Below are 25,145 nucleotides of genomic sequence, written 5' to 3' on the forward strand. Positions count from 1 at the left end.
CGCGGTTGGGGGTGTGTTGGGGGCACCTGCCGAGTTGCGAGTCAGGTGGCATCCACCGTCACTTCAGATGTTTACTCGCAAGAGAATAAATCTTTTGTCGGTGGGGGTTCTCGTACTCTGTATGCAAGCAGTCGCAGTTCGACGGGGCGAGACCGAACCCGTCGTCATCGAGAAACCACGGCCGGAGCCAGGTCCAGGCGAAGCGCTCGTCCGGACGCTCAGGGTCGGCATCGACGGCACGGACCACGAAGTGCTCAGCGGCGGGCACGGCGGCTTCCCGGCCGACGACGACCACCTCGTCATCGGCCACGAGGCCGTCGGAGTGGTCGAGGACCCGAACGGCACCGACCTCGAGGTCGGTGATGTGGTCGTTCCGACGGTCCGGCGCGCGCCCAACGGCCCGAACGAGTACTTCGAGCGCGGCGAGCCGGACATGGCCCCCGACGGCCAGTACTTCGAGCGCGGAATCGTCGGCGCGCACGGGTTCATGAGCGAGTACTTCACCAGCCCGGCGGAGTACCTTGTGCCCCTGCCGCGAGAGATGACGGACCTCGGTTTCCTGGTCGAGCCGGTCAGCATCTCCGAGAAGGCGTTCGAGCACGCGTTCGCCTCTCGCTCCGCCTTCGAGTGGAACCCGGAGTCCGCGATGGTCCTCGGAAACGGGAGTCTCGGCCTGCTCACGCTCGCCATGCTCGAAGCGAGCGACGGGTTCGAGCGAACCTACTGTCTCGGCCGCCGCGACCGACCGGACCCGACCATCGACATCATCGAGAAACTGGGCGGCACCTACGTCGACTCACGCGAGACGCCGGTCTCTGCGGTCCCCGGCGCGCACGAGTCGATGGACTTCATCTACGAGGCGACCGGGTACGCGCCCCACGCGTTCGATACCATCGAGGCGCTCGCGCCAAACGGTGTCGGCGCGCTGCTCGGCGTGCCGACCGACTGGGAGTTCGAGATCGACGGTGGCAGACTCCACCGTGAGTTCGTCCTCCACAACAAGGCGCTCGTCGGGAGCGTCAACTCCCACGTCGGCCACTTCGAGGCCGCTGTCGACCGTCTCCAGGGCCTCCCGGAGTGGTTCTTCGACGAACTCGTCACCGGTGTGTACGGTCTGGACGAGCTCGACGCTGCCTTTGCGGACGACGACAGCACTATAAAAACTGCCATCGAATTCGACCGTATATGAAGAACGTCGACGACCTCATCGAGAGTGCCGCCGAGCTCGCAGAGCGTGGCCTGTCGAAGGGCGAGATCGCAGACGAACTGAACGTCTCCCGAGAGACCGCCTCCTGGCTGGTCGAGCGCTCGGGCAGTGCCCCCTCCCAGGCCGACAGCGAGACGGCAGAGACGAGCGGCGGGACCCACGACATCCACGTCGACTGGTCCGCCATCGGCCGCGACAGCTTCCGCCTCGAAGCCGTCACCTCCGCGATGGCCGACCTCCTCGCCAAGCAGGGCGACGAGGTCGACCTCACCATCGGAATCGAGAAAGCTGGTGCGCCCATCGCCACCCACATCGCGCGCGAACTCGACACCGACCTCGCGTCCTACGCGCCGCGCAAGCACCAGTGGGACGAAGGTGACCTCGAAGACCTCGGTGGGTCGTTCTCCCGGAACTTCGCACAGATCCGCGGGCGCGACTGCTACGTGGTCGACGACACCATCACGAGCGGGACGACCATGACCGAGACCATCGAAGCCATCCGCGAGCAGGGTGGCAACCCGGTCGCGGCCTGCGTCCTCGTGGACAAGCAGGGACTCGACGAGGTCGAGGGCGTCCCCATCTACTCGCTGTTGCAGGTCATCACCGTCGGCAGCGACGACTGAGCCGTCGGCTGACAGCTTTCCGACCTACGTTTCGAGTACGCGAGGAGCGGTAGCGCTCGACTCGGCAGAAAGCACTTGTAGAAATGTCGGGTAGTCAGAACTATGCCCCCGGATCACTCTCGCCGGTCCCTCCTCGCGAGCCTCGGGTCGCTCGCGCTCGCCGGGTGCGTGAGCGACAGCGCCGGCGACGGGACCACGACGAAACCAATGACGGCAGCGACGTCCGAGCAACCGACGACAACCGGGCGACCCGAGACACCGGACCAGATAGCCAGTTCCTGGCCGATGCCCGCCGCTGACCCCGGCCGGAGCAACTACGTGCCCGATGCGACCGGACCGACGGAACCAGTTGCCGAACTCTGGAGAACGACCGCCTCGGCGTCCCTGTCGAAACCCGTCCTCGCCGAAGGGGTACTCTACGTCGGTGGTGACGACGGCACGGTGCGCGCACTCGACGCCCGAACAGGAGAGACGCGCTGGCAGCAGTCGGTCGGCTCCGCGGCCCGGACACCGTGGCTGTACCAGGGGCAGCTGTTCGTTCCCACGTCGGAGGCCATCGTCGTACTCGCCGCCGGGGACGGTGCGGAACAGTGGCGCGTCGAGACGCCCGACTGCGCCGCGATGCTGGTCGCCGCCCACGGGGTGTACTGGCTCTCGCGTGGTCCGCCCACCGTGGTCGCACTTGCGCCCGCCGACGGGAGCGAACGCTGGCGAACCGAACTCGCGGACCCCTGGGAGCCGCCCCTGCTCGCGGGCGAGGATGCCGTGTTCGTCTCCAGCGGGACGTACGATACTCGGTTCTGGCGGCTCGCCGCGGACACCGGTTCCCTGCTGGGCGAGGACCCCAGTTCTGGAGCCGACTTCCCGGCCGAGCAGTGCTATCGGGACGGGACGGTGTTCGCCGTCGAGGGCTTCTTCGGTGGGGTCAGGGCGACCTCCGTCCGCGACGACGGGAACGGGTGGCGACAGGTCGATGTTCCGCCTGCAGGCGGCGGTGCAGGCGGGCTGAGTGTCGGAGCGGAGTACGTGTTCTACACCTCGAACTACGAGACGAGCCAGGTGTTCGCGCTGTCGAGGACCGACGGCACGGTCGCGTGGACTGCTGCCGTAGGAGCGGCGCTCTCGGGGCGGCCCGTGGTCGCGGGCGAGGCGGTTCTCGTCAGAACCAAAGACGGCCTTCGCTGCCTCGACCCCGCGGACGGAACCGAGCGGTGGACCGAGTCGAGCATCGGTTCCGACGCCTCCGTGGTCGTGGCCGACGACCTGCTCTTCACGACACAGGCCGACACCGTGCGCGCGCTTCGTCCCGTCTGAAGGTACTCCCCGTGGCTGTCCTCGGCTGCAGCGTCGCCGCGCGCCCGACGCAACTTCTTTCCGCGCCGGTTTCCTATCCCGCTACATGACGTTCGACCCCAACCAGAGTCTTCCCCAGGAGGAAGTCGACGAGACCGTGCGCGAGACCATCGAGAACAACGAGGTCGTGCTGTTCATGAAGGGCACGGAGGTCATGCCCCAGTGCGGCTACTCCGACCGCGCGCTCGGGCTCATCCGACAGTATCGAGACGACTACGAGACGGTCGACGTGCTCCAGTCACTCGAGGAGTTCCGGACCGCTCTCTCGGAGCACTCCGGCTGGGAGACCATCCCGCAGACGTTCGTGAACGGCGAGTTCGTCGGTGGGAGCGACGTGCTCGCAGAGCTCGAGGAGCGCGGGGAACTCGAAGAAACGCTGACCAACTGAAGCGAACCCAGAGTTTTCTCGATTCCTGATTGAAATAAACAGCAGGTCATTTAAACTCTACGCCCCTACGTACGGGCAAGCGGTTGGCTATTCGACGCGCCGTGATACCCCCCCTTCACTATGTCAGCAGAAAACTCCGGCCAAGTATTCCGGTTGCATTCCACACTGGAACTGCCGCTCGAGACAGTTCGGGACTTCCTGAACAGCGACCCAGAAATGCCCGACGGCATCGAATCCGTCGACCTGACCCGCCGTAACAACACCCTCATTCTCAAGGCTATTGCATCGGACAACAGCCTGAGCAAGTACACCCCGACGGCGCAGCTGAAAGCGAGCGTCACGGAGAACCGGGTGTACGAGGAGGACCCCGACGAGCGACGCGGGCCGCGCTGGGGCGAGGAAGAGGAAGAGGAGATCCCGTCCGAACTCGTCGAGTTCGCCGCGTTCAAGGGCGACCGCGAGACGGTGCTCCAGAACTCGCTGCTCCAGTACGAGATGTTCAAGGTCCTCTGCGATATCGCGCGTGAAGCAGAGAAGGGCACCTTGACGGCCATCACGGCCCTCGACGACGAGCTCGAAGCGACGCGCATCGTCGACGGCGAGGACCGTCCCGCGACCATCGAGGTCGTGGAAGGTCGCAACGAGAGCAAGGCAGCGAGCAACGGCGTGAACTGGCGCGACAACAAGTTCATCAGCTAACCTTCTCGCGAGCGGTTGCGTGCTTCGGCAGTGGGCGGGGTAGCTCGCCGCATCCCCAACCCACTTTTCCGTCCTCGGCATAGCCCACAAGCATGTCCGACCAGCAGCAGGTGACACCGGAGAGTGTGCCGCTCGCAGATGACATGCCGATGCTCGGCCTCGGTACCTGGCAGAACACGGACCCCGACCAGTGCGCCGAGAGCGTCGCGAACGCCCTGGAGATGGGCTATCGCCACATCGACACCGCGCAGGCGTACGACAACGAGGAATCGGTCGGCGAGGGTATCGCCCAGGCCGACGTGGCCCGCGAGGACGTGTTCCTCGCGACGAAGGTCTGGATTACGAACCTCGCGCACGACGACGTACTGGAGACCGCCCGCGAGAGCCTCGACCGCCTCGGCGTCGACTACGTCGACCTCCTCTACGTCCACTGGCCGTCCGACACCTACGCCCCCGAGGAGACCCTCTCGGCGTTCGACGAACTCTACGACGAGGGGCTCATCCGCCACGTCGGCGTCTCGAACTTCGAACCCGAGCACCTCGACGACGCGCGCGAGCTGCTCGACGCCCCCGTCTTCGCCAACCAGGTCGAGTGCCACCCGCTCCTCCCGCAGGACGAACTGCGCGAGTACGGCGAGGAACACGACGTGAACCTCGTCGCCTACTCGCCGCTGGCCCGCGGCGAGGTGTTCGACGTCCCCGAGATCCAGGACGTTGCGGAGAAGCACGACGCCTCGGCCGCCCAGGTCAGCCTCGCGTGGCTCCGCGAGAAGGGCGTCACCGCCATCCCGAAGGCGACCGGCGACGCCCACCTGCGCGACAACCTCCAGTCGGTCGCGCTCGACCTCGACGAGGAGGACATCGCGACCATCGACGGTATCGACACCGAGAACCGCGTGGTCGACCCCGACTTCGCGCCCTGGTAGGACGACTGAAAAACCTCTGGCTCGGGGTTCTTTTCTGTAACCGAACTACCCGTTCTGGCGCGCGCTGGCGAGCGTGCCGAGCGAGGCGACGCAGTCGCCTCGCAATGCGAGGCCGCGAGACAGTGTCGCGCGAGGGATGAGTACCGGAGCGAACGGAGCGAAGCGGAGTGAGGCGAGGAACGGAATCGGCTGGGGAGGGTGTGGTGCGGTGGCGGTGCGGGTGCGGGGCGGTCTCCACTGCCACCAGCGCGAGTCACGTGCTCGGAGCCACCGGAAATCCCTGTACAGGCCAGCGGCCAGAACCGAGAACAGTCGGACCTCAGACCAGTTACCTGCCGAACCATACTCGCGGGAGGCCGAAAACGTAAACAGCGGGCGCACGCACCTCTCTTGCAATGGCAGGTGTCGTCGCCGGGCTCCGCATCGACCTGAAACGGCTTCACGAGACGTGGATGGAGATCGTCTTCCCACGCCAGCGAAACGCCGACCGGTCGGTGCTCGGCAAGTGGAAGCCACAGACGGCCAGCGGGAAGCTGGCCTACAGGCTCTGGGGAGCCATCGGCGCGTTGTTCGTCGCGCTGCTGTACCCGTTCGCGCTGGCCGGCACCGTCGTCCGCTGGGCCGCCTACAACTTCGACGACCTCGGCGACTACCTCGGCGTTCTCGGGACGGTCGTCATCGTGGCGCTGCTCTGGGGGGCGCTCTCGGCGCTCGCCCGGTTCCAGTTCTCCTTCGCGGGCTTCATCGCGGTGGTCGTCGCGGCCGCGGTCGCGACCGTCTCGGCCGGGCTCGCCGTGGCCGTCTCTCGAATCGGCGGGCGCACGAGTTCCATCCTCGTGGCGTACCCGCTGGGGATGACGGCGGTGTTCCTCCCGCCGGTCGTCGCCGCGTTCTACTCGCCCGCGCTGGGCCAACTCGTGTTCACCGAAAGCGAGTCTCTCGCCATCTGGTTCCTCGAGACCGTCCTCGCGGTCGGAGACATCAACGAGTACCTCCGGACCCAGTACGACCTCACGGGTATCGCCTACGTGCTGATGTGGCTCGGGGTGGCGATTCCCCTGGGGTGGATTCTGGGCGTGCTGGTGTCGCTGGCGGAGCTGGCGCGGCCGACGAACTGAGGGGTCGGCGAAGCGTCTAATCCCGCCCAGAGTCCCTCCCGTCCCGATACGCCGCCATGGCGACACGGACCACGTGACCACCACCGATACCGATGGTCAAGAACAGCAACAGCGCGATGAACGGGAGCCCCCATCGCGCGGTGACTCCATCGCCGAGGACGCCGATTGCCAGCGCGAGCGTCGCGCCGAGTCCCGCGATGGCTGCGACACCGAGTCTCGTCGGTTCACCCTCCCGGCGTGCGAGCAGCATCTGCGGGAGCGTGATACCGACGACGAGGTAGAGGGCGACGCCCAGGGGTGTCTCCGCCAGGAAGATGTACGGCTGGTCGAAGACGACTGCTGCTGCCAGGGCCACGAGAACTGCCAGTAGTGGGCCACCCCACGTGACCTGCCGGTCGCTGGGAGTCCGGGGCCGGTCGACTCTGCCCATGTCGTGCCCTTGGCGTGATCGCGACATCAACTATCGGCTTGCCAACCAGTCGAACCGGCGAGATCTTCTGCCCTCCGCTGCGATTATCCCCCTCCAGCCCCGACTCACCCGCATGGAATTCGACCTGCAGAAGACCGCGCTGGTGTTCCTCGCGCTCATCGCGGTGGGCACCCTCGCGCTCGTCGCCGCACCGATGATGACCACCCAGACCGTCCTGATGATGGTGACGCCGTCGATGCTCGTCTTCGGGCTCATCTGCCTCGTCATCGGCGTGAAACACGGCGAGTGGCGCGCGACGCACTGAATCCTCCATGACAGCGCCCACCGGCACCGGTGGGCGGTGCGCACCGCAGACGAAAACTCCTTTCTGGCGACACGACGAGGGACGCCCATGAGCAACTCCGACTCCTCGATTCTCGGCAATCTCGACCCGGTCCTCCTCGGCCGTGGCGGGGCTGCCCTCGCGGGCGTGCTCGGCCTCGTCTTCCTCGCCAGCCCGCTGTTCCTCCTGACGGCCGTCGCCGCCGACCCTGAGGTCGCCCAGGTGGCGTTCATCATCCAGGGGACGGCGGTCGTCTTCGGGCTGTGTCTCGTCGCCATCTCCGTGGTTGGCAGACACGGGCGGAGCATCCTCGCAACGGGTGCGCCCGCGCTCCTCGCGGTCGTGTTGCTACTCACCGGGCCGGTGCTCGGGTACGTCATCGGCGTGTTCAGCTGGGCGGGGCTGTTGCTCGCGTCGGTGTTCGTCGCCGGGATTCCCGGTATCTGGACGGCCTACAAAGCACGTCCCGAGAGCTGAGTTCGCGAGAGAGCGCTCAGTGGTCGTCTTCGCGCCACTTGTGCTCGCACTCGGTGCAGATGAAGAATCGCGTCTCGGACTCGTCCGCGGACCGGATCTGTTGCATGTACCAGTACGCCTGGTCGTTCTCACACTTCGGACAGATGGCGTTGGTCTTGGCCAGCCCCTTGTCCTCGGCGTCGCTCACGTCGACGACCTCGCTCACTTCCTGGGCTTCGGTCGTAACCATCGAGGCTTCAGAGACCGCATCGCGGGCTTTCTCGAAGTCGCAGTTCCCACAGACCCAGTAGTCGCCCTCGGTCTTCATCATGGAACCGCATTCGTCACAGAACTCCATTGATACACTGTGGTACGCCCGGCCGGAAACTTAAGGTGCCCGCTTCACCCCTCGCGGACCTGTCATCCCTCGAACGGCGGTCACACCTCACACGCGTCTCACCCTTCGCCTTCGGACTGGCCAGGCTCGCCGACGGCCTCGATCGGCATGACGCTGTTCAGTTCGAGCAGGAGGTCGTCGGCGGAGTCGAACGAGTCGCTGTTGGTCTCCGAGACGAGTTCGCCCAGGTTCACTTCCCCGTCGGCGAGGAGGACGGTCACGTCCGCGAGGTCGACGGCGAGGTCGTCACGAATCGCCGGATAGCTCACGTCCTCGAGGAGCCGTTCCAGGTGGCTCAGTTTCACAGTCTGTGGCATAGGCGTGCCTACGTTTGCCACACCCTTTATGTTGCTGCCAACTTCCGCGCTCTGGTAGCGGAACCGGGCGGTCGTCGCCAGACAGAACTCCCAAATAGCGGCTGTGCGTATCCGCGCTCAATGACCCTCTCGGACGAGGCTCGCGAGCGTCTGGCCGACGTCGTCGAACTCCAGCCGACGAAGAACGGCGAGCTACAGAAGCGGTGGGGTATGGAGAGCGGGAGCGAGGTCCACCAGTACCTCGAGAACGAACTGAAGGAGTACTACTATCGAGACGACAACAGCCTCATCCGCGCGACCGCCGAGGCCGCAGAGCTGGTCGACGTCGAGCCGGGCGTGCAGGCCGACGAGGACGGTGACGGGACCCCGACCGCGGTCCGCGTCCCCGAACTCCAGGCCCACATCTTCGAGGTGCTGGCCGGTCCGGAGGAGGACGGCCAGAGCGTCGTGAGCGTCCTCCACGCGGTCCGTGACGCCTTCGACGTGGACGACGACGTGAGCGCGGACGAGGTTCGCTCGGCGCTCCAGGCACTCCGGCGCAAGGGCGTCGTCGAGGTCATCTACACGACGGTCCCGACGTTCCGCCTCGCGGTCGCCCGTGAGGACATCGACGTCGCCGTCGCGTCCTGATGACCGTCGTCTGCTGTGGCATCGGTGCCGACACCACGAACGTCTCCTTGCGCGATTCTCGTGTCCCACTCGTCGACGATGCGGGCCGCTTCGAGTACCTCCCGATTCCCGAGAAGACCCGCGACACCCGTGAGGAACTGACCTTTGGAACCATACCGCGACGAACCGGTGACGGGACGATGGCCGACCTGCTCGCCAGCCTCACGCCTGACCCGGACGGGTCCGGGGAGTCGATCACCGACCCCGCGGCCATCGCGGCGTACCCAACGCACCACGACCCGAACTTCGACGCGCTGACCTACGGCGAGCATCGGCCGGGGTACGTCAACCGGCTGGCCGCGCTCGAGAGCAACGGCGACGACGCGGTCGCGTTCTACGCCGGGCTCGAGGACGACGACGGCCGGCTCCATCGCTACCTCGTCGGCTGGTTTCCGGTGGGCAAGAAGACCGTCGTCGAGGCCGACGACGACCCCGCCACGAAACGGCAGAAACTCGCCGGACACCCCGACAACGCCCACACCAAGCGGGCGGTCGACGGGCTTCCCTACAGGGACGACCGGCGCGTCGTACTGCTCGATGGTGATTCCGACACCGACGACCTCGGCGGCGGCCTTCTCGACCGCGCCGGGCCGAAGATGAGCACCTTCGCGGCCTTCGATGGCGAACGCCGGGGGTACTTCCTCGACGACGAGTTCGTCCGCGAGTTCGAGGTGAACAAACCTGATCACGACCCCGACAGCAGTCTGCGCGCCGACAAGGCGGGCGTGACCCGCAAGCCGGCTATCGTCTGCGACCTGACCGCACGGGAGTTCCGGGACCGACTCTCCTCGCACCAGGACGCTTCCTGACTACTCCAGTCCCGGTCGCTGCCGCCGTCTCCGGTCCGCCAGCAGTCGCTTGAGTCTGGTGCCCGGCCCGCCCGCGATCGGCCACCCCTTGGTCCGCCACGCGGGCGGTTCGGGTTCGAAGTCGCCACATCGCCCCGAGCACTCGCCCGCGGTCTGGCACCGGCCCTTCGCCGCACACCACGGGAGCAGGGGACCGTCCTCGCGCAACTCGAAGTACCGGCAGTCCGGGCGCATCGTGTCGGCGAACGACCGCCAGCCGCGCTCGTAGGCGCGCTCGGCGATCTCGAGGCGCTTCTGGGCCTTCCACTCGGGGTCGGCGTACCGGAACTCGGCGGCCGAGGCGTCGAAGTCGCCGCCGTCGGGCCGGTCGAGTATCATCGTCCCCGGGTCGTCGACCGCGAGGCGGCGGGCGTGCCACGCCACGGTCGCGTCGTTCGCGTCGGTGTCGACCGTGAGGATGCCCGCTTGCACCGGCATCCCCTCCAGCAGGACGGGTTCGACCGTCTCTCCCGTCGCGCGGGAGGCGACCCACACCTCGTCGGCGAGCGTCAGCGCCACGTCGTACTGGATCTGTTCGACCAGCGCGTCGGCCGCTTTCGCGTCGAGGTCGGGCTTGTTCTCGATGGCGACGATTCGATTCACCCAGTCGGGGTACGCCCACTTGCGGCGAATCTGGATGCGGTTGCCATCTTTGCGTTCTTCCAGGATACCCCGCGTGCTCGCCCGGTGGATAGCCTCGCGGACGTAGCGCCACGGGTAGCCCGGTTCCGGCAGGCAGTCGCGGTAGTAGGTCCACTCGGCGGGTGCATGGCGGACGACGTGGAGGAGGTCGGAGTCGAGCGCCTCGTGGCCGAAGTTGGCCCGCTGGCGAAGCGCGTCAGCACCGCATTCGAGGACGATTGTGTCCCAGCATCGGCGTTTCGTGCCGAGCTGGCGGGCGACGACGATGGGATTCTCCCGTTCTTCTCCGGGCGGCCACGACCGCTCGGCCCACCGACACACCCGCAACTCGAAGCCGAACTCGGTGTCCTCGCCCGGAAGCATATAGCGGGGTCGGGGTGCGCGAGTGGAAGGTGTTTCGGTGCTTTCTTGTCGGATTTCGATATAGTTTCGCGTATGTCCTCCCGAACGGTCGAGACCCTCCTCGTCCTCGTCGTGTTCTTGCTCGCCCTGCTCGTCGACATGCTCGCCACGTACCTCTCCTGGCAGGGGGTGTCGACCGGGTTCGCGGACCTCGCGGCCACTATCGTCGCCGTGCTCACCGGGGGCTACCTCGCCCTCGCAGTCGTCGCGTTCGTCACCGAAGGGGACGACGACCCGACCGCGCTGATCGCCGACGTGCTGGCCGGTGACGAGTCCTGATCCGCGGCCGACCCGACCACCGAGAAGACAGTCGCTGTAGAGCGGTAATGCGTCTGAAAAGCCGGGATCGGCTCGCGGGGCCGGTGGCGGCTAGATGCCGCCGTTCTTCTCGAGTTCGTTCAGGAACTCGTGGGCGTCCTCGAGTATCTCTCGTGGACCGTCCTGGGTGACGGTGTTGAACGCCTGGTCGTAATCGCGCCACTGCAGGTCGCGATGTTCCGTCGACAGTTCTGCCGACGCTTCGTAGGACTTCGCGATGAACAGGTGGACCGTCTTGTGGATGGTCTTCCCGTTCGCCTCGAAGACGTAGTCGTAATCTTTGCGGAATCCGTCGATGAGACGGAAGTCGTTGATGCCTGCTTCCTCTTTTACTTCTCGTATTGCGGTCTGTTGGAGCTCTTCGTCTCCTTCGACGCCGCCCTTGGGGAATTCCCAGTCCCCGGGGCGACTCTTCAGCAGCAAGTACTCGCGCCGGCCCCGCGTATCCCGAAAGAGGATGGCACCTGCGCTCGTAGCATCTACTGCCATTACCCATTGGTAAACCATCCCCAGTTAAGAGAATATCGGAGAGCGCGCCAGAAATCGGGGCTGGATTCGCCTCGTCCCCGGCCACGGAACAATCTCAATGGCTTTTTGGTGGTGTCGCGTCTCAAAATCAGTACCTGACCATGAGTTTCGTCACACGCCTCACATTACAGAGCGGGGACCGGGCGGTCCTCGACTCCGTCGTCGACGACATCCGAGCGACAGTCTCGCGCAAGGGCGCAGAGATGAAAGGGCCACACTCCGCACCCCCGGAGCACCTGCGCGTTCCGCAGCATCGCACCCTCTCCGACGACGAGACGGCACCGTTCGACCACTGGAACTACACGGTGTACAGCCGCGAGATAGAGATCGTCGGCCACGACGAGGTCGCGCGACTGGTCGCAGGGCAGGACATGCCCCCGTCCGTCCACGTCGAGGTCGAGGTCGAACAGATCCGCTCGATGGGTTCGTAAGCCGCTCTCCTCCCCGGCAGCAACGGTCACAGAGCACCAGCAGTGGCGCTACTCCTCCCGTCGCCAGCGCAGGATGACCCGACCGGTCCGTTCCGAGCCACCGAGCAGCCGCGGGCGGCTGATGTGCTCGCTCTGGGCCTCGGCGATGTCGGGTTCGGGCACCGTCACCGAGGTCCCCCCGACCGTGATGGTCACCTCCCCACCGTCGTCGAGCGCCGCCTGGAGCGCTGCGAGGTCACGGTCCAGGTCGTCGAACTCGGGGGTGTCGATGGATTCGGCGTGCCAGCCGAGGTTCTGCACGTCTTCGGAGCGACCCGCCAGCACCGCGTTCAGCGCCGCCCCGACGAGGATGATGAGGCCCGAGAAGTACAGCCACGTCACGAGCAGCAGGATGGCACCGACGACCCCGTAGGCGTCGGCTTTCCCCGCGACGGCGACGTAGTACTGGAACAGGGACTCGAGCGTCGTCCAGCCGGCCGCGGCGAAGACCGTCCCGGGGATGACCTCGCGGACGGTCACGTCCTCGTCGGGGAAGACGTAGTACATCGGGAAGAACACCAGCGAGAGCCCCGCGACGAGCAGCAAGAAGCCGAACGCCTCTCCCGCGAACGAACCGTCCAGACTCACGAGCGTCCCGACGCCGGCTGCGACCGCGGCCGCGACCCCGACGGAGAGCAACACGAGGATACCGTCGGAGAGCTGGTCCGCGAACGTGTTCTCGGCTTCGGACTCGTAGATGTCCGAGAAGGCGGTGTCGAGGCTCCGGAATATCTTCAGGGTACCCCACACGAGCGCGACCACGCCGAGGATGGAGACGCTGGCGCTGGCGGTGGCACGCTGGACCGTGTCGGTCAGGAGCTCGCCCGCGTTCGGCGAGAGGTAGCTCCCGACGCTGAACACCACCTCGAGCGCCATGCCCTCGCCCCCGATGGCGGTTATCGCGGCGAGCAAGACGAGCAAGAACGGGAGGAGCGAGATGAACGCGTGGTAGGCGATGCTCCCGGCCATGAAGGTGAGGTTCTCGGCCTTCACCTCGCGCTGGACTGCGCGGAGGACGGTGAGGACGCGTGGCGTATTCATATTCCACCCCTTCGTCACGCCCGGGGAAAAGCTCGCGCCGTTAAGTAGGCGCGGCCCGTCGGTTCGACCATGGTAGACCGCGACAGGTTAGTCGAACTGCGACGCGAGTTCCACCGCTACCCGGAGCCCGCCTGGCGGGAGTTCTGGACGACGTGCCGGCTGGTCGAGGAGCTGGAGGCCATCGGCGTCGACGAACTCCACGTCGGCCCGGAGGCGCTCGATTCCACAGAGCGCATGGCGGTCCCCGACGAGGACGAACTGCAAGAGTGGTACGAGGCGGCGCGCGAGAGCGGCGCCCGCGAGGACATCCTCGAACAGCTCGCGGGCGGCCACACCGGTGCCGTCGCCGTCGTCGAGATGGGGCCGGGGCCGACGGTCGGCCTGCGCGTCGACATCGACGCCCTGCCGATCTGGGAGTCCGACGAGGACAGCCACCATCCTGCAGGAACCGGCTTCCGCTCCGAGAACGAGGGGTACATGCACTCCTGTGGCCACGACGGCCACATCACGCTCGGACTCGGCACACTGGAAGCTATCAAGGAGAGCGAGTTCTCGGGCACACTCAAGGTGTTCTTCCAGCCCGCCGAGGAGGTCGTCGGCGGCGGAAAGGCGATGGCGAAGTCGGGCCACCTCGACGACGTGGACTACTTCTTCGCCACCCACGTCGGCCTCGACCACCCCACCGGGGAGATCGTCGCCGGCATCGACGACTTCCTGGCCGTGAAGCACCTCGACGTGGAGTTCACGGGTGCGCCCTCGCACGCGGGTGCGAAGCCCGAGGAGGGCCGGAACGCGGTCCAGGCGCTCGCGACGGCGGTCCAGAACCTCTATGCGATTCCCCGCCACTCCGACGGCGCGACGCGGGTCAACGCGGGCAAGCTCGAAGCGGGCACCGCGGCGAACATCGTCCCCGAGCGCGCTGTGATGGAGTGCGAGGTCCGCGGCGAGGCGACCCACCTGAAGGACTACATGGACGAGCGCGCCATGCAGGTCCTCGAATCCGCCGCCGAGATGCACGGCTGTGAGGTGAGTACCGAGGTCGGCGGTGAGGCCCCGAGCGCGACGAGCGACCAGGACCTCGTCGACCTCGTCGGAACCATCGCGAGCGGCCACCCCGACGTCGAGCGACTGGTCGAGCGCGACGCCCTCGGCGGCAGCGAGGACGCGACGTTCCTGATGAACGAGGTCCAGAGCCGCGGCGGCCTCGCGGCCTACGTCTGCGTCGGGACCGACCACCCCGGCGGCCACCACACGAGCACCTTCGACGTGGACGAGGCGAGCCTCCCCATCGGCGTCGACGTGCTCGCCGGTGCCATCGAGACGGTCGCGGCCGAGCGTCCGTGACCCTGCTGTCTCTCGACTAAATCCACGAAGTACTCGTTTTTCCGTTTCTACGAATACATTAGTAAATTATACAGTACTGTGAATAGATAGTTCAGTCGATGGTTGGGAGTATGCAGCGGCCGGCAGGGGTCTCGTTCGCGGCGCTCATCGCCGCCGGCGGCGGGTTCTGGACGCTCCTCGTGAGCGGTATCTTCGTCGTGTTCAGCGCGTCGTTCCAGTCCGTCGGTGGCGTGATACTGGCAGTCCTGATGATACTGTACGGGTTGTTCAGGATCTTCCTCGCGGGGGCGCTGTTCAAGCTGTCCTCGTGGGCGCGGTTCGTCGGTATCCTCGTGTTCACACTGGCCGCCCTCGCCAACGGCGTCCTCGTGCTCGACGACCCGACGGCGCTGTTCGCGTGCGGGCTGAACGCCGCGAGCGCCGTCTTGCTGTTCCTCAACGGCGACGCCTTCGGCGCGAGCACGAAACGCGCAGACCTGACGGACGAACACGCGACCCGCATCGGGAGCGGGCTGTAGAATCAACGCGAACGCTTTCCGCCTTCGTCGCGCAGTTTTCGTATGGGGGAACGATACACATCGGGAGTGACGCGTCGCGGGTTCCTCCGCGGCGTCGCGGCCACCTCGGCACTGGCGGGGGTCGAGGCTGCGAGCGCCCAGGAGGGAACGACGCACACGGTCGATATGACCGACTCGCTCGTGTTCGACCCGGACGAGCTCATCGTCGCACCCGGCGACACCGTCGAGTGGGTGAACGTCGGGAACGTCGGCCACAGCGTTACGGCGTACGAGGACGCGATTCCGGCCGAGGCGGAGTACTTCGCCAGCGGTGGCTTCGAGTCGGAATCGGCGGCGAGACAGCGGTACCCGGTCGGTGACATCGGCGGCGGCGGGCGCTACTCGCACACCTTCGACACCCTCGGGACCTACGAGTACTTCTGTATCCCACACGAGGGCGTCGGGATGGTCGGGAGCATCGAGGTCCGGGAGGGTGGCGCACCCGAGCCCGAGGTCACCGGGCCGGTGCTCCCCGACAGCGCGAAGACCATCGGCATCGCCCTGACGACCGCGATGGTGTCGGTGCTCGGACTGGCGTACGTGTTCCTCAAGTACGGCGGTGACTACGGCGAGGGCGGCGGAAAAGGCGGTTCCGAAGGCGGGCGTGGCGCGGTCTAGTACTTCGGGTCCGCACCGGTCGTCTCGTACACCTTCTCCATGATGGAGTCACGGCGCGAGCGCCACATGCCGAAGTCGTTCGGGTTGCTCGGGTAGTCCTCGTAGTGCGCCATGAGCTCGTCGGCGCGCTGTTTCGTCCTGTAGAACTGCAGGATGTTGCGCCAGTAGCCGAAGCTCTTGATGGCGAGCTGGGCCTTGAGCAGCATGCTCATCTGGGTGCTGCCCTCGTAGAGCGCCTCGGCGAGCTTCTCGCCGGGGAGTGCGGCGAGCAGGCCCATCAGGTCGTCCACGTCGACGGCGGTCGAGAGGATGTTGTAGACGTCGAGTGCGGCGTACCGGCTCCCGAAGTGGTCCATCACCTGCTGGTTGTACTCCCAGAGTGCCGCCTCGCTCACATCGCCCTGCTCGATGGCCTGGATGGCCTGTTCGCCGGCGTACTTGCCGGAGTAGGCCGCGCCCGCGATGCCGCCGCCGGTCGTCGGGTTGACGAGGCCAGCGGCGTCACCGACCGCGATGAAGCCGGGGGCGACCGCGGAGTCGTAGGGCCGGCGGGTCGGGAGCGCGGCTCCGAGCTTGTCCTCGACGCGGGCACCCTTGAACTCGGGGCGGTCGCGCAGGTCCTGTTTGAGGTCCTCGACCAGCTTCATCGGCTGTTCGGTCATCTGGAAGCCGAGGCCAGCGTTGATCTCGGTCTCGGTACGCGGGAAGTACCAGAGGTACCCCGCGGCGCGCTTGGTCGGCTTGAACACGAGTGCGTCGTCCCACTCGACCGGTTCCTGGACGTGGACGACCTCGCGGTAGGCCGAACAGAACTGCGAGTAGCTGACGTTGGTGTCGAACGTGGCGTCGTCGAACTCGACCTTGTCCTGGAGGAGCGAGAGCGCGCCCGCACCGTCGATGACGATATCGGCCTCGTACTCGACGGGCTGGCCCTTCCGCGTCGCGCGGACGCCCGTCACGCTCCCGTCGGCTTCCTGCACGACGTCCTGGACGACGGTGTCGTAGTGGAACTCTGCGCCGGCCTCCTTCGCGCCCTTGATGATGAGGCGGCCGTACTCCCAGCGGTCGATGACGGCGAGTTCGCCGGGGATCGGAATGTCCAGGACGGTGTCCTCCTGGGGGATCTCGAACCGCCCGTGGTCCACGCCCGTGTTGGTGAACGCGGACTCGATCTTCGATTTGGGAATCGCCTCCGGGAAGGCGTCTGCACCCTTCAGCGCGTCGCCACAGGCGATGTGTCCGGCTTCTTCCTCGGACTTTCGCTCGACGACGACGACGTCGTAGCCCTCGCGTGCGATGGTCGCAGCGGCGTAGCAGCCGGAGGTCCCGGCACCGACGACCGCGACGTCGGGCGTGTGTGTAGTCATGAATTGCCGTCTTCGCCGCAGGGAAAAAACGTTTTATCCCCGATTCTGTCGGCATGTCGAAGTCACAATGGGAATAAAGAGTTTTGTTGCGCAGTGCTGAAGACGGGATTATGACCGACTACACCGTCGAATTCGTCGGGACGGGCGAGACCATCACCGTCTCCGACAAGCAGACCATCCTGCGACGATGCATCGAGGAGGGCATCGCCCAGGAGTACTCCTGCCGGGTCGGGATGTGCCTGGCGTGCTCGGCCGAGATCGTCGAGGGCGAGGTGACCCAGCCCGCGGCACACGGCCTCACCGACGAGGAGCGCGAGAACTACGCGCTGACCTGCATGGCCCGCCCCGCCTCGGACCTCAAACTCGACCGCGGGAAGTACCCGCCGAGCATCGAGGCCGACGCGGAAGCCCTCTCCGAGACGGCGACGGCGGACGACGACTGAGACTGTTTCTTGTAGCTGATTCCCGCTGGTTCACCGGAACGTGGTGGCGACCCAGCGGTACCGATCTCCAATAGACAGTACGACCGGTCTCTCTACTCCAGGCTCTCTGGCCTGTTCTCCGTGAACCACTCGGCCGCGAAATCGACCAGTTCGGGCTGGTCGAGCAGCCGCGCGGTCGCTTCGCCGACCTGTCCGACGGTGACCGCGTCCGGGTGGGCCGCCTCGAACGCCTCGCCGGCGTCGGGGAAATCATCGGTGTCGAGTTCGATGTCGACGAAGCGCAGCCAGACGCGCTCGCCGTCCTGGATGACGGGTGCACCGTCCGGTTCTAACTGCTTGTCGAGCCCGTTGCGGTACTCCGCGAGGTGGAGCGAGGTGTTGGTGCCGTGGTCGGTGCCGAGCATGAGGACCGTCGCGTCGCGCTCGTACAGGCGTGCGAGGGGTGACTGCTCGCCGAGCGGTTCGTCGTAGCTGTGGTCCGCCGTGATGGCCTCGGCGTCGGCTCCCCACGCCGCGAAGGAGACGACGGGGTGGCGGCTCCGGACCACGTCGGGGTACGACCGGAAGGTGTCGGGGACGGCCCCGAGCCGGGTACACGGTGTGACCTCGGGTCGATAGGCGGGCATCGTGTCGCGTATCTCCTGTTCCCACTCGTCGGGGACCGGCGGGTTCCGCCAGGAACCGGGGTCGGAGTAGTCGCCGGTGTGGGCGGGCATCACCAGCGTCCCTGCTTCGGTGACCACCCGCTGGAGGGCATCGACGACCGCGACAGGCCCGCCACACACCCACCCGAGCGACGAGAGCGAGGAGTGGACGAGGACGGTGTCACCGGCCGCGAGGCCGAGGTCGCGCAGGTCGCTCGCGATTCGCTCGACCGTTATCGGTTCGTCGGAGCGGTCTTCGGGGAGGGTGTCTGTCATCGCTGTGTCACGCCTCAGGCGGTGGGATAATGAGTCTTCTGCGTGCCTGTCAGGTGTTGCCTATCGCGTCGCTGCGCAGTTGTTCGGCCCGAGTTCTATCTCGAACGCCTCCGCGTCGTCCAGGTCCTCGCGGCCGAGGTTCGTCTCGATGATGCGCTCGTAGTTGTTCGGACGCGGCGGCATGTCGGCGAGGACGTACTCGACGAACTCGTCCTCGCGCATGCGCAGGGCGTCGAGCCGACCTTCGAGGTCGCCCACGGTCGCGGTGTAGGTCCCGTCCTCGGCCTGCTCGGCCGCCTCGCTGTAGTGGGCCGGGGCGATGCGGACGCTGTCGGGATAGGGCAGGACCGTCTCCTGCAGCGAGTGGTACAGCTCGCGTGCCGCCTCGGGCGCGCCCTCGTCGCCGTCCTCGAGGTCCGGGCGCGCGACGCTCTCGAGGAACAGCCCGTCACCGGTGAACAGCAGGCCGTCGTACTCGATGGCGGTCATCTCGCTCGTGTGGCCGGGGGTCGCGACCGCGGTGAGCCGCTCCTTCCCGAGGTCGAGCGTCTCCCCGTCGGCGAGTGGGCGCGCGTCGAAGGCGAGGCCGCGCTCTCTGGCGAGTTCCGGCAGGACCGGCGTCGCGTCGCTCAACTCGGCCACTGCCCGAACGCCGGAGACGTGGTCGGCGTGGACGTGGGTGTCGATGGCGTACGTCAGGTCCGCGCCGTAGTCGGACGCGTCGGCGACGTACCGGTCGGCGAACGCCCGAAGCGGGTCGATGACCGCGGCCTCGTCGCCCGAGACGACGAGATAGCTCAGGCAGCCACTGGACGGACGGTCGTACTGAACGACGGTCCCCGGCACGTCGGCGAGTTCCCGTGCGACGAGGAGCTCGGCCCACGCCTCCATGCCGCCGGCGAGGTTGCGCGCGTCGAGGCCGGCGCTGGTGAGCAAGCCCGCGGCGTGCGCGCTGGCCTCACCCTCGCCACAGACCACGACGATGGGCTCGGGCAGGTCCTCGACGAGGTCGGCCGCGTTGCCCGTGACCTCCGCCTGGATGAACTTCACGTGTGGAACCTGCCGCGCGGTGACCGCTGGACCGTCGACGTGCCATGCCTCGAACTCGTCGCGGTCGCGCACGTCGAGAACGGTGACGGGCTCACCGGCCGCCACCAGCTCGTGGAGGTCGGCCGGCGAGACCGACGGGACAGACTCGCCAGACTCGGGTTGAACGCTCATGCACGAGGGTACGGGCGTTTTGCCCTTAAACACCGACACCGGGTGGATGGCGGACAGGCCAAGGTTGAAGCCGGCTGGCGTCGACTTTCCGACATGGACCCAGCCGCCTTCCACGAGGCCGTCGAATCGGCGAAACAGACAGAGCTCGACCGCCTCGGCTCCAACAAACTCCTCATCGCGCTCACCGACGCGAGCCTGGAGGAGGAGACCATCCTCCGGGCCGCCGCCCTCTCCGAGTACCTCGCCCGCGAGACGTTTCAGTCGTGGGCCGAGAGCGAGGAAAGCGAGACCGCCCGCGAGGTGTTCGAGGACGTGGCCACTCAGGAAGACGAGCACTACGAGCGCGTCGTCGAACGCCTCGGCGAACCCGTCGAACCCGACAGCGTCGGCCCGATGCACAGCTACCTCCGCCAGCGCGAGGACATGGTCGAGCGTGCGGCGGCCGGGCTCGTCGGCCGTGGGCTGGTCAGTCTGAAGACGCACATGCAGATAATCAGCTTCTACATCAACGAGGCGGACGAGCCGGGCGCGAACCTGTTCCGCGAACTCCGGAGCGAGACCGAAGCGTCGCTGCAGAAGGGACTGGACCTGCTGGAGGAGTGCTGCGAGGACGACGAGGACTGGGAGCGCGCGCAGATGGTCGCCGAGTACGTGGTCCAGGTCGCCTACGACGACTACGCCGACTCGCTGTCGGAGCTGGGTGTGGACCCGAAACCGATCTGTTGAGCGAGCATCTGTTGAGCGAGCTGTTCTGTCCCGCGTGCGGCCCCTCGGTGCGTTTCACTCTTTGAAATATCAAGCAGAATCTGTGTCAGAGCGCCTCAAACAAGAAGAACTAAATAAATTCCTTAGTTAATCAGCCCTACCTTCACGGGCAGCCACATGAAGTCAGATTCAATTTCATCGACCAGGGATGGATTCGCACAGGAGCTAGAGACACTCATTCGCGAGTTCGAAGCGACCGGTCTCGACCTCGAAGGGGGCTACACACTCCGGGACGACGACGAGCGGAACCTGGAGGTACAGATCGTCCAGATCGCAAACCAACCCGACGGAGAGTAATCGACTGGGGCACTTCGAGGGGACACGGCTCGGCGGGCCACCGGTTTCGGGCACGGCTCGTTCTCGCCGATTGGTGGGTGGGCTCGCGAGGGAACGCGCTCGTGTTCGTCGAGCTGTGCTGCTCAGGCCGCCTTGCCACGGCGGAGGGCGGCGAGCACCACCCCTTCCGGGTACACCGACACTGGGCCGGTGCCGACGACGCGCGAGAGCACGCCCCCGCTGTGGTCGCGGTCGAACCCGCCGACGCTCACGTCGCCGACGCGCACGTCGAGTGCGACGCCGGAGAACGCGAGCGCGTCCAGCAGCCGTCTGACCGGCCACTGACTGGCGGCTCGCCGGAGCTGTCTGGCCGCGCGCAGGCTCGGTGCCTGGACGACGACCGTGTTGCCGTACCCTTTGACGAGCACGTCGGTGTCGCCGAGGCGCAGTCGCAGGTCAGCATCGACGGTCAGGGGCGTCCCGATCGGGGACTTCACGTCGGTCACCGATTCGACGCCGCTCACTGCTCCATCGTGGTGATGGTGAGCTTCCCGTCGATGTGCCACTCGGCGTGCTTCGCACCCTTGCCAGCCTTGCTCGGGACCTGGACCGTCATGTCCTCGAACTCGTAGACGATGGCGGCACCGCGTCCGGTGAGCCGGTCGTACAGGCCGATGGCCAGCTCGGGCCAGGTGGTCGTCTCGGCTATCTCCTGTTTCGTGGGTTTCTGCTGTGCTTCAGCCATGCCCCCCATAGGACGGGCAACGAGAAATATGCGCGTGTCGACAGTTCGTATCGTGCTGCTGAAGAAACCACTAGAAGCGTACCCGGTGACCGCCGTCTCAGTCGTTCCGGGCGAACGTCAGGTAGCCGGTGTGACCGACGCCGCGGGTGCTCGGGCGCGAGCCGCGGTCGTCGAAGTCCATCTTGCGCTGGATGGTCTCGTAGCTCGTCACGTTCGAGAGCCCGACCTCGCGGGCGGCCTCGACTGCGTCTCGCGTCTGCTCGACGAACGGGGAGTACACCGAGACGAACCCGCCGCGGACGAGCAACTCGGGGACCTGGCTCACGACCTCGGCCGCATCGATGGTGTCGAGGGTGACCACGTCGAACTCGCCGAGCTCGTCGAGGTGCTCGGTCACGTCGCCGGTGCGCACGTCGACGCGGTCGTCGATACCGGCCAGACGCATGTTCTCGCGAGCCACGTCGGCGAACTCCGCTTTCTGCTCGAACGTCGTCACGTCCGCGCCAGCGCGGGCCATGTACGCCGACAGGACGCCGGTGCCGGTCCCCGCGTCGAGGACGCGGTCGCCGCCCGAGATGCCGGTCTCGCCCATGATGATGCCGATGTCGCGGGGCATCATCGGCGCGCCGGTGCGCTCGAAGTGGTTGAAAAGGTCGGGGCCACGGAGCGGCCGGACGTGGAACGCCTCGCCGAGATGGGTCTCCAGGACGGCACCGGGCTCGACGTCGTCGGGGACCTGCAGGACGCCGAGGTCGGTCTGGAGTTCGTCGCCGGGCGGAACGAGGTACTCTCGGTCGTCGTGGACGAGTAGGACGCTCACTCTAGCTGGCTGACGGCGGCCGCGAGGTCACCGTCGTTGTCTTCGAGCGCCTTGCGTGCGTCTTCCTCGCTGGCACCGGTCCGGGTGACCACGAGTTCGACGTCGGAGTCCGGGATGGCCGAGCCGGCGTCGGCAGCGTCGTCGTCGTCGGTCGCTTCGACGGCACCTGCTGCGCCACGCTCGCGCTCCTCGGGTGTCCCGACGACCTGGTAGGTCTCCTGGCCGCGAGCGTCCATCTTGGTCACCTGGGCGTCCTCGAAGACGAGGTCGAACTCCTCGGTCCGGATGATGACCTCTTCGGCGTCGACCTCCTCGACGTCGATACCCATCTGCTTCATCATCTGCTTCATCTTGCGCGGGTTCATCCCGCCACCTCCTCCAAACATACCCGGAGCGTCGCGGTGTACCGGCAAAAGGATGACGAACTTCCCGATGACGAACGTCGTACCTGTCCGGTTACGACACGAGGGCTGGGAAGGCCCACGGAGTGGTTCATCCCAGTTGAGCGCGTACGTGGGGTATGGACGTGGTCATCGGTACCGGCTCGCTCGGGTCGGCCGTCGTGCGCCAGCTCACGGCGCAGGGACGGCTGGTCAGGGCAGTGAACAGCACTGGGGAGGGGGAGACACCGGAGGGCGTCGCGGTCACGGCGGCGGATATCTGCGACCCCGAGGAGGCGAAACGCATCCTCTCGGACGCGGACACGGTCTTTCTATGCACGAATCCGGAGCGCTGTCGGGGCGCGCGCAGGGTCATGGACGTCGCGAGCGCCGTCATCGAGGGCGCTGCGGCGGCTGGCGCGACCGTCGCGTACGGCGACACGGTCGCGGCGTACGGCCCGGCGGACGAACCCTACCACGAGGAGATGCAACCGACCGCACCCGGGCGCTGGGGGCGCGCCCGGGCCGACGCGAGCGAGACCCTGCTGGCCGCCCACGCGGCCGGGCGGATTCGGGCGGTCGTCCTCCGGACGAGCGACCTGTACGGCCCGGGCGTGCGCGACTCACCCTATGGCCAGCCGATATTCGGCCGGTTGCTAGACGGGAAGGCCGCGCTCGTCCTGGGCGACCCGGACGCGACGCACGCCGTGACCTACGTCGAGGACGCGGCACGGGCGCTCGTCGCACTCGCCCAGCAACCCGTCACCCACGGAGAGGTGTGGCACGCGCCGACGCCGACCGCTGTGACACCGCGGGAGTTCGTCGAACTGGTCGCGGCCGCGGCCGACGTACAGCCCGACCTCCGGCGGGTCCCCGGCTGGTTCGCGCTGCTCGCCGCGCCGTTCTCGAAGCGCTACCGGCGGCTCCGTGAACTGTGGTACTGCTACGACGAACCGCACCTGGTCGACGACCGCAAGTACGTCTCGACGTTCGGTGACGTGGCGACGCCGCTCGAGGACGGCATCGAGCGCACGGTCGAGTGGTACCGCGACGGCGGGCGGCAGGCCGTCGTCCAGCCACCGCCGGCGGCAGAATAGGGCGGGAGGGCGACGCTACTGGGCTTCTGCGTCGCCTGCACCGTCGCGGACGTTGACGGCCATCCCGGAGTCGAAGTCCCGCATCGCGTCGGCGGCGAGTTCTGCCCGTCCCACGGCGAGGAGGTGCCCCTCGTAGTGGACGACCAGCACCTCGTCACCGGGCCTGATGTCCGGGTCGGCGTCCTGGACGAACTTCGCGAACACGTTCTTGCCGTCGCGGACGAACGGCTCGCTGTCGTCGCCGACGACGACGCGACCGGTGGGTTCGTCGAGTGCCTCGTGGAGCTGCCGGCCGCCCTCGATACCGAGCGTGAACCGACCGTCGGTCCCGTGACTGACCAGTCTGCCGGCGTCGGCCAGTATCTGTTCGGGCCGGCCCGAGGAGGTTCGTTTCACGACGAGGTCTGCCGTCGGGGGGAACAGTGCCGCGCCCGCGCCACGACCGAACTGGTAGTCGGCGAGCACCCGCAACTCGGGTGCGTCGTCGAAGGCGTCAGGGTGAGTCATGCTCCGGGGTTCGAGACCGGTCGGTGAAAGCGTGTCGGAGCGCCCGTGAGACCAACACGGTTTTGCATGAGACAAGACACCACGCACCTTGGCATGCGGTACCATTATTCTCGCACCGTTCGGTGGCGAAAGTTATATTCTGTTGCAACACGAGAATACTGACACGATGAATTCAACAAAGATACTCCTCGGCGCGGTCCTGCTGTTCATCAGCTCGGCCCTGCTGCTGTACCTCGGGACACCCGGCGCGAACATCCCGATCGTGGCAGGCGGTGCGGCGTCGCTCGCGATGGCGGCCGGTGCGCTGCTGGTCGGCACGTCGGAAGGCGGCCGCCCGGTCTAAGCCGGATTCTTTCTCTCCCTGTTTGGTTCTCACAGTCCGTAGCGACCGCTGTCTCGGGCGTCTCGCGGCGACGAACGCCGGTCGCCCGGCTACAGCAAGAAGGTGTCCGGGCGCTCGGAGAGGTCGATGAACGCGTCCGATGCCTCGACGAGTTCGTCCGCGGTCGAGGATTCGAAGCCCATCACCTCGACGCGCACGCCCTCGTGCCGGAGGTGCGAGCAGAGTCGCGCGAAGTCGCCATCACCGGAACAGAGGATGATGGTGTCGTTGTGGCTCGCCAGCGTCACCGCGTCGAGCGCCATCCCGAGGTCCCAGTCGGCCTTCTTCGAGCCGTCCGCGAACGTCTTGATGTCCTTTATCTTCGGCTCGAAGCCGATGTCCGCCAGCGCCTCGAAGAAACTCTCCTCGTCGGGCGAATCGGCGCGGATGACGTACGCGATGGCGCGGGTCAGGGTTCGGTCCTGGATGCCCTTCTCCAGTAACGAGGAGTAATCGATGTTGCGGGTGTAGATGCTCTGGGCCGTGTGATAGAGGTTCTGCGCGTCGACGAGCATGGCGACACGCTGGCCCGGATGTATCTCGGTCATA

The 25,145-nt window shown here is 66.7% G+C and carries 36 protein-coding genes; 21 read left to right on the plus strand and 15 right to left on the minus strand.

Translation table 11 applies throughout. From position 1 onward, the window contains the following. Nucleotides 1-121 precede the first annotated feature (121 nt). The 7 genes from N6C22_RS07600 to N6C22_RS07630 all read left to right on the plus strand — a co-directional run bounded on the left by N6C22_RS07600 (nucleotide 122) and on the right by N6C22_RS07630 (nucleotide 6,314). Nucleotides 122-1,189: a glucose 1-dehydrogenase gene (locus tag N6C22_RS07600; protein ID WP_261650495.1), complete on the plus strand. Its 1,068-nt coding sequence runs from the start codon at nucleotides 122-124 to the stop codon at nucleotides 1,187-1,189. Further along, nucleotides 1,186-1,830, plus strand: a complete 645-nt coding sequence (gene gfcR, locus N6C22_RS07605) for a transcriptional regulator GfcR (RefSeq protein ID WP_261650496.1) — start codon at nucleotides 1,186-1,188, stop codon at nucleotides 1,828-1,830. Before N6C22_RS07600 ends, gfcR begins: the two co-directional genes overlap by 4 nt. 102 nt (nucleotides 1,831-1,932) lie before the next feature. Next, nucleotides 1,933-3,144 (plus strand): PQQ-binding-like beta-propeller repeat protein, encoded by a 1,212-nt coding sequence (locus N6C22_RS07610; RefSeq protein WP_261650497.1) that lies wholly within the window; start codon nucleotides 1,933-1,935, stop codon nucleotides 3,142-3,144. A gap of 85 nt (nucleotides 3,145-3,229) precedes the next feature. Then, a complete protein-coding gene (locus N6C22_RS07615; RefSeq protein WP_261650498.1) occupies nucleotides 3,230-3,571 on the plus strand; it encodes a glutaredoxin in 342 nt (113 codons plus the stop codon). Between the two features lie 120 nt (nucleotides 3,572-3,691). Then, complete coding sequence (locus tag N6C22_RS07620) at nucleotides 3,692-4,270, plus strand: hypothetical protein (RefSeq protein WP_261650499.1); 579 nt, start codon at nucleotides 3,692-3,694, stop codon at nucleotides 4,268-4,270. Between the two features lie 92 nt (nucleotides 4,271-4,362). Continuing rightward, nucleotides 4,363-5,196 carry an aldo/keto reductase gene (locus N6C22_RS07625; protein ID WP_369684396.1) on the plus strand — a complete coding sequence of 278 codons (834 nt, stop codon included), beginning with the start codon at nucleotides 4,363-4,365 and terminating at the stop codon, nucleotides 5,194-5,196. Nucleotides 5,197-5,591: 395 nt separating this feature from the next. Beyond that, nucleotides 5,592-6,314: a hypothetical protein gene (locus N6C22_RS07630; protein ID WP_261650500.1), complete on the plus strand. Its 723-nt coding sequence runs from the start codon at nucleotides 5,592-5,594 to the stop codon at nucleotides 6,312-6,314. A 16-nt stretch (nucleotides 6,315-6,330) separates the two neighbouring features. Here N6C22_RS07630 and N6C22_RS07635 read toward each other — a convergent pair whose 3' ends face one another. Further along, a complete protein-coding gene (locus N6C22_RS07635; RefSeq protein WP_261650501.1) occupies nucleotides 6,331-6,744 on the minus strand; it encodes a hypothetical protein in 414 nt (137 codons plus the stop codon). Nucleotides 6,745-6,856: 112 nt separating this feature from the next. Here N6C22_RS07635 and N6C22_RS07640 point away from each other — a divergent pair, with 112 nt between their 5' ends. Together N6C22_RS07640 and N6C22_RS07645 are read left to right on the plus strand one after the other, a co-directional pair. Further along, a complete protein-coding gene (locus tag N6C22_RS07640; protein ID WP_261650502.1) occupies nucleotides 6,857-7,048 on the plus strand; it encodes a hypothetical protein in 192 nt (63 codons plus the stop codon). An 87-nt stretch (nucleotides 7,049-7,135) separates the two neighbouring features. After that, nucleotides 7,136-7,543, plus strand: a complete 408-nt coding sequence (locus tag N6C22_RS07645) for a hypothetical protein (protein ID WP_261650503.1) — start codon at nucleotides 7,136-7,138, stop codon at nucleotides 7,541-7,543. Between the two features lie 16 nt (nucleotides 7,544-7,559). Here the strand turns inward: N6C22_RS07645 and N6C22_RS07650 are convergent, their stop codons facing one another. Both N6C22_RS07650 and N6C22_RS07655 read right to left on the minus strand, forming a co-directional pair. Continuing rightward, entirely contained in the window at nucleotides 7,560-7,880 is a 321-nt protein-coding gene (locus N6C22_RS07650) for a transcription factor S (protein WP_261650504.1), read from the minus strand. A gap of 98 nt (nucleotides 7,881-7,978) precedes the next feature. After that, entirely contained in the window at nucleotides 7,979-8,236 is a 258-nt protein-coding gene (locus tag N6C22_RS07655; RefSeq protein ID WP_261650505.1) for a hypothetical protein, read from the minus strand. Nucleotides 8,237-8,356: 120 nt separating this feature from the next. On the opposite strand from N6C22_RS07655, the gene N6C22_RS07660 reads away from it, so the two are divergent. Together N6C22_RS07660 and N6C22_RS07665 are read left to right on the plus strand one after the other, a co-directional pair. Continuing rightward, complete coding sequence (locus N6C22_RS07660) at nucleotides 8,357-8,866, plus strand: DUF5797 family protein (RefSeq protein ID WP_261650506.1); 510 nt, start codon at nucleotides 8,357-8,359, stop codon at nucleotides 8,864-8,866. Continuing rightward, nucleotides 8,866-9,714 carry a hypothetical protein gene (locus N6C22_RS07665; RefSeq protein ID WP_261650507.1) on the plus strand — a complete coding sequence of 283 codons (849 nt, stop codon included), beginning with the start codon at nucleotides 8,866-8,868 and terminating at the stop codon, nucleotides 9,712-9,714. Before N6C22_RS07660 ends, N6C22_RS07665 begins: the two co-directional genes overlap by 1 nt. Here N6C22_RS07665 and N6C22_RS07670 read toward each other — a convergent pair whose 3' ends face one another. Next, nucleotides 9,715-10,758 (minus strand): DUF5787 family protein, encoded by a 1,044-nt coding sequence (locus N6C22_RS07670; RefSeq protein ID WP_261650508.1) that lies wholly within the window; start codon nucleotides 10,756-10,758, stop codon nucleotides 9,715-9,717. A 72-nt stretch (nucleotides 10,759-10,830) separates the two neighbouring features. Between N6C22_RS07670 and N6C22_RS07675 the strand changes: the two genes are divergently transcribed. After that, the gene (locus N6C22_RS07675) at nucleotides 10,831-11,076 is read left to right on the plus strand and encodes a hypothetical protein (RefSeq protein ID WP_261650509.1); all 246 of its coding nucleotides are present in this window, start codon (nucleotides 10,831-10,833) and stop codon (nucleotides 11,074-11,076) included. A 90-nt stretch (nucleotides 11,077-11,166) separates the two neighbouring features. Here the strand turns inward: N6C22_RS07675 and N6C22_RS07680 are convergent, their stop codons facing one another. Continuing rightward, nucleotides 11,167-11,604 (minus strand): bis(5'-nucleosyl)-tetraphosphatase, encoded by a 438-nt coding sequence (locus N6C22_RS07680; RefSeq protein WP_261650510.1) that lies wholly within the window; start codon nucleotides 11,602-11,604, stop codon nucleotides 11,167-11,169. 140 nt (nucleotides 11,605-11,744) lie between these two features. Between N6C22_RS07680 and N6C22_RS07685 the strand changes: the two genes are divergently transcribed. Beyond that, a complete protein-coding gene (locus N6C22_RS07685; protein WP_261650511.1) occupies nucleotides 11,745-12,074 on the plus strand; it encodes an uS10/mL48 family ribosomal protein in 330 nt (109 codons plus the stop codon). A 48-nt stretch (nucleotides 12,075-12,122) separates the two neighbouring features. Here N6C22_RS07685 and N6C22_RS07690 read toward each other — a convergent pair whose 3' ends face one another. Continuing rightward, a complete protein-coding gene (locus tag N6C22_RS07690; protein ID WP_261650512.1) occupies nucleotides 12,123-13,154 on the minus strand; it encodes a YihY/virulence factor BrkB family protein in 1,032 nt (343 codons plus the stop codon). A gap of 69 nt (nucleotides 13,155-13,223) precedes the next feature. Between N6C22_RS07690 and N6C22_RS07695 the strand changes: the two genes are divergently transcribed. From N6C22_RS07695 to N6C22_RS07705, 3 genes are all read left to right on the plus strand, one after another. After that, complete coding sequence (locus tag N6C22_RS07695) at nucleotides 13,224-14,498, plus strand: amidohydrolase (protein ID WP_261650513.1); 1,275 nt, start codon at nucleotides 13,224-13,226, stop codon at nucleotides 14,496-14,498. Between the two features lie 110 nt (nucleotides 14,499-14,608). After that, nucleotides 14,609-15,016, plus strand: a complete 408-nt coding sequence (locus tag N6C22_RS07700) for a hypothetical protein (RefSeq protein ID WP_261650514.1) — start codon at nucleotides 14,609-14,611, stop codon at nucleotides 15,014-15,016. A 42-nt stretch (nucleotides 15,017-15,058) separates the two neighbouring features. Then, the gene (locus N6C22_RS07705) at nucleotides 15,059-15,673 is read left to right on the plus strand and encodes a plastocyanin/azurin family copper-binding protein (RefSeq protein ID WP_261650515.1); all 615 of its coding nucleotides are present in this window, start codon (nucleotides 15,059-15,061) and stop codon (nucleotides 15,671-15,673) included. Here the strand turns inward: N6C22_RS07705 and N6C22_RS07710 are convergent. Further along, the gene (locus N6C22_RS07710) at nucleotides 15,670-17,040 is read right to left on the minus strand and encodes a geranylgeranyl reductase family protein (protein ID WP_261650516.1); all 1,371 of its coding nucleotides are present in this window, start codon (nucleotides 17,038-17,040) and stop codon (nucleotides 15,670-15,672) included. The genes N6C22_RS07705 and N6C22_RS07710 overlap by 4 nt on opposite strands. A 110-nt stretch (nucleotides 17,041-17,150) precedes the next feature. Here N6C22_RS07710 and N6C22_RS07715 point away from each other — a divergent pair, with 110 nt between their 5' ends. Further along, nucleotides 17,151-17,483, plus strand: a complete 333-nt coding sequence (locus N6C22_RS07715) for a 2Fe-2S iron-sulfur cluster-binding protein (protein WP_261650517.1) — start codon at nucleotides 17,151-17,153, stop codon at nucleotides 17,481-17,483. 92 nt (nucleotides 17,484-17,575) lie between these two features. Here N6C22_RS07715 and N6C22_RS07720 read toward each other — a convergent pair whose 3' ends face one another. Together N6C22_RS07720 and N6C22_RS07725 are read right to left on the minus strand one after the other, a co-directional pair. Further along, the gene (locus N6C22_RS07720; protein ID WP_261650518.1) at nucleotides 17,576-18,403 is read right to left on the minus strand and encodes an aminoglycoside N(3)-acetyltransferase; all 828 of its coding nucleotides are present in this window, start codon (nucleotides 18,401-18,403) and stop codon (nucleotides 17,576-17,578) included. Nucleotides 18,404-18,463: 60 nt separating this feature from the next. Further along, a complete protein-coding gene (locus N6C22_RS07725) occupies nucleotides 18,464-19,624 on the minus strand; it encodes an MBL fold metallo-hydrolase (RefSeq protein ID WP_261650519.1) in 1,161 nt (386 codons plus the stop codon). Nucleotides 19,625-19,717: 93 nt separating this feature from the next. Here N6C22_RS07725 and N6C22_RS07730 point away from each other — a divergent pair, with 93 nt between their 5' ends. Next, nucleotides 19,718-20,350: a rubrerythrin family protein gene (locus N6C22_RS07730; protein WP_261650520.1), complete on the plus strand. Its 633-nt coding sequence runs from the start codon at nucleotides 19,718-19,720 to the stop codon at nucleotides 20,348-20,350. A 156-nt stretch (nucleotides 20,351-20,506) separates the two neighbouring features. After that, nucleotides 20,507-20,686: a hypothetical protein gene (locus N6C22_RS07735; RefSeq protein ID WP_261650521.1), complete on the plus strand. Its 180-nt coding sequence runs from the start codon at nucleotides 20,507-20,509 to the stop codon at nucleotides 20,684-20,686. A gap of 122 nt (nucleotides 20,687-20,808) precedes the next feature. On the opposite strand, the gene N6C22_RS07740 is transcribed toward N6C22_RS07735, so the two are convergent. The 4 genes from N6C22_RS07740 to N6C22_RS07755 form a co-directional block, all read right to left on the minus strand. Further along, the gene (locus N6C22_RS07740) at nucleotides 20,809-21,189 is read right to left on the minus strand and encodes a hypothetical protein (protein WP_261650522.1); all 381 of its coding nucleotides are present in this window, start codon (nucleotides 21,187-21,189) and stop codon (nucleotides 20,809-20,811) included. Then, entirely contained in the window at nucleotides 21,186-21,410 is a 225-nt protein-coding gene (locus N6C22_RS07745; protein ID WP_261650523.1) for a hypothetical protein, read from the minus strand. Before N6C22_RS07745 ends, N6C22_RS07740 begins: the two co-directional genes overlap by 4 nt. Before the next feature lie 97 nt (nucleotides 21,411-21,507). Next, nucleotides 21,508-22,230 carry a tRNA (adenine-N1)-methyltransferase gene (locus tag N6C22_RS07750; RefSeq protein WP_261650524.1) on the minus strand — a complete coding sequence of 241 codons (723 nt, stop codon included), beginning with the start codon at nucleotides 22,228-22,230 and terminating at the stop codon, nucleotides 21,508-21,510. After that, nucleotides 22,227-22,616, minus strand: a complete 390-nt coding sequence (locus N6C22_RS07755) for a nascent polypeptide-associated complex protein (RefSeq protein ID WP_261650525.1) — start codon at nucleotides 22,614-22,616, stop codon at nucleotides 22,227-22,229. The genes N6C22_RS07750 and N6C22_RS07755 overlap by 4 nt, the downstream gene beginning before the upstream one ends. A gap of 134 nt (nucleotides 22,617-22,750) precedes the next feature. Between N6C22_RS07755 and N6C22_RS07760 the strand changes: the two genes are divergently transcribed. Beyond that, nucleotides 22,751-23,707, plus strand: coding sequence for an NAD-dependent epimerase/dehydratase family protein (locus N6C22_RS07760; protein WP_261650526.1), 957 nt, complete (start codon nucleotides 22,751-22,753; stop codon nucleotides 23,705-23,707). Between the two features lie 15 nt (nucleotides 23,708-23,722). Here N6C22_RS07760 and N6C22_RS07765 read toward each other — a convergent pair whose 3' ends face one another. Further along, the gene (locus N6C22_RS07765; RefSeq protein WP_261650527.1) at nucleotides 23,723-24,214 is read right to left on the minus strand and encodes a PUA domain-containing protein; all 492 of its coding nucleotides are present in this window, start codon (nucleotides 24,212-24,214) and stop codon (nucleotides 23,723-23,725) included. 166 nt (nucleotides 24,215-24,380) lie between these two features. On the opposite strand from N6C22_RS07765, the gene N6C22_RS07770 reads away from it, so the two are divergent. Beyond that, nucleotides 24,381-24,557: a hypothetical protein gene (locus N6C22_RS07770; RefSeq protein WP_261650528.1), complete on the plus strand. Its 177-nt coding sequence runs from the start codon at nucleotides 24,381-24,383 to the stop codon at nucleotides 24,555-24,557. Nucleotides 24,558-24,646: 89 nt separating this feature from the next. On the opposite strand, the gene N6C22_RS07775 is transcribed toward N6C22_RS07770, so the two are convergent. Further along, nucleotides 24,647-25,144, minus strand: coding sequence for an NYN domain-containing protein (locus N6C22_RS07775; protein ID WP_261650529.1), 498 nt, complete (start codon nucleotides 25,142-25,144; stop codon nucleotides 24,647-24,649). Between the last annotated feature and the right edge of the window lies 1 nt (nucleotide 25,145).

It is taken from the genome of Haloarchaeobius sp. HME9146 (genome assembly GCF_025399835.1).
Lineage (GTDB): Archaea > Halobacteriota > Halobacteria > Halobacteriales > Natrialbaceae > Haloarchaeobius.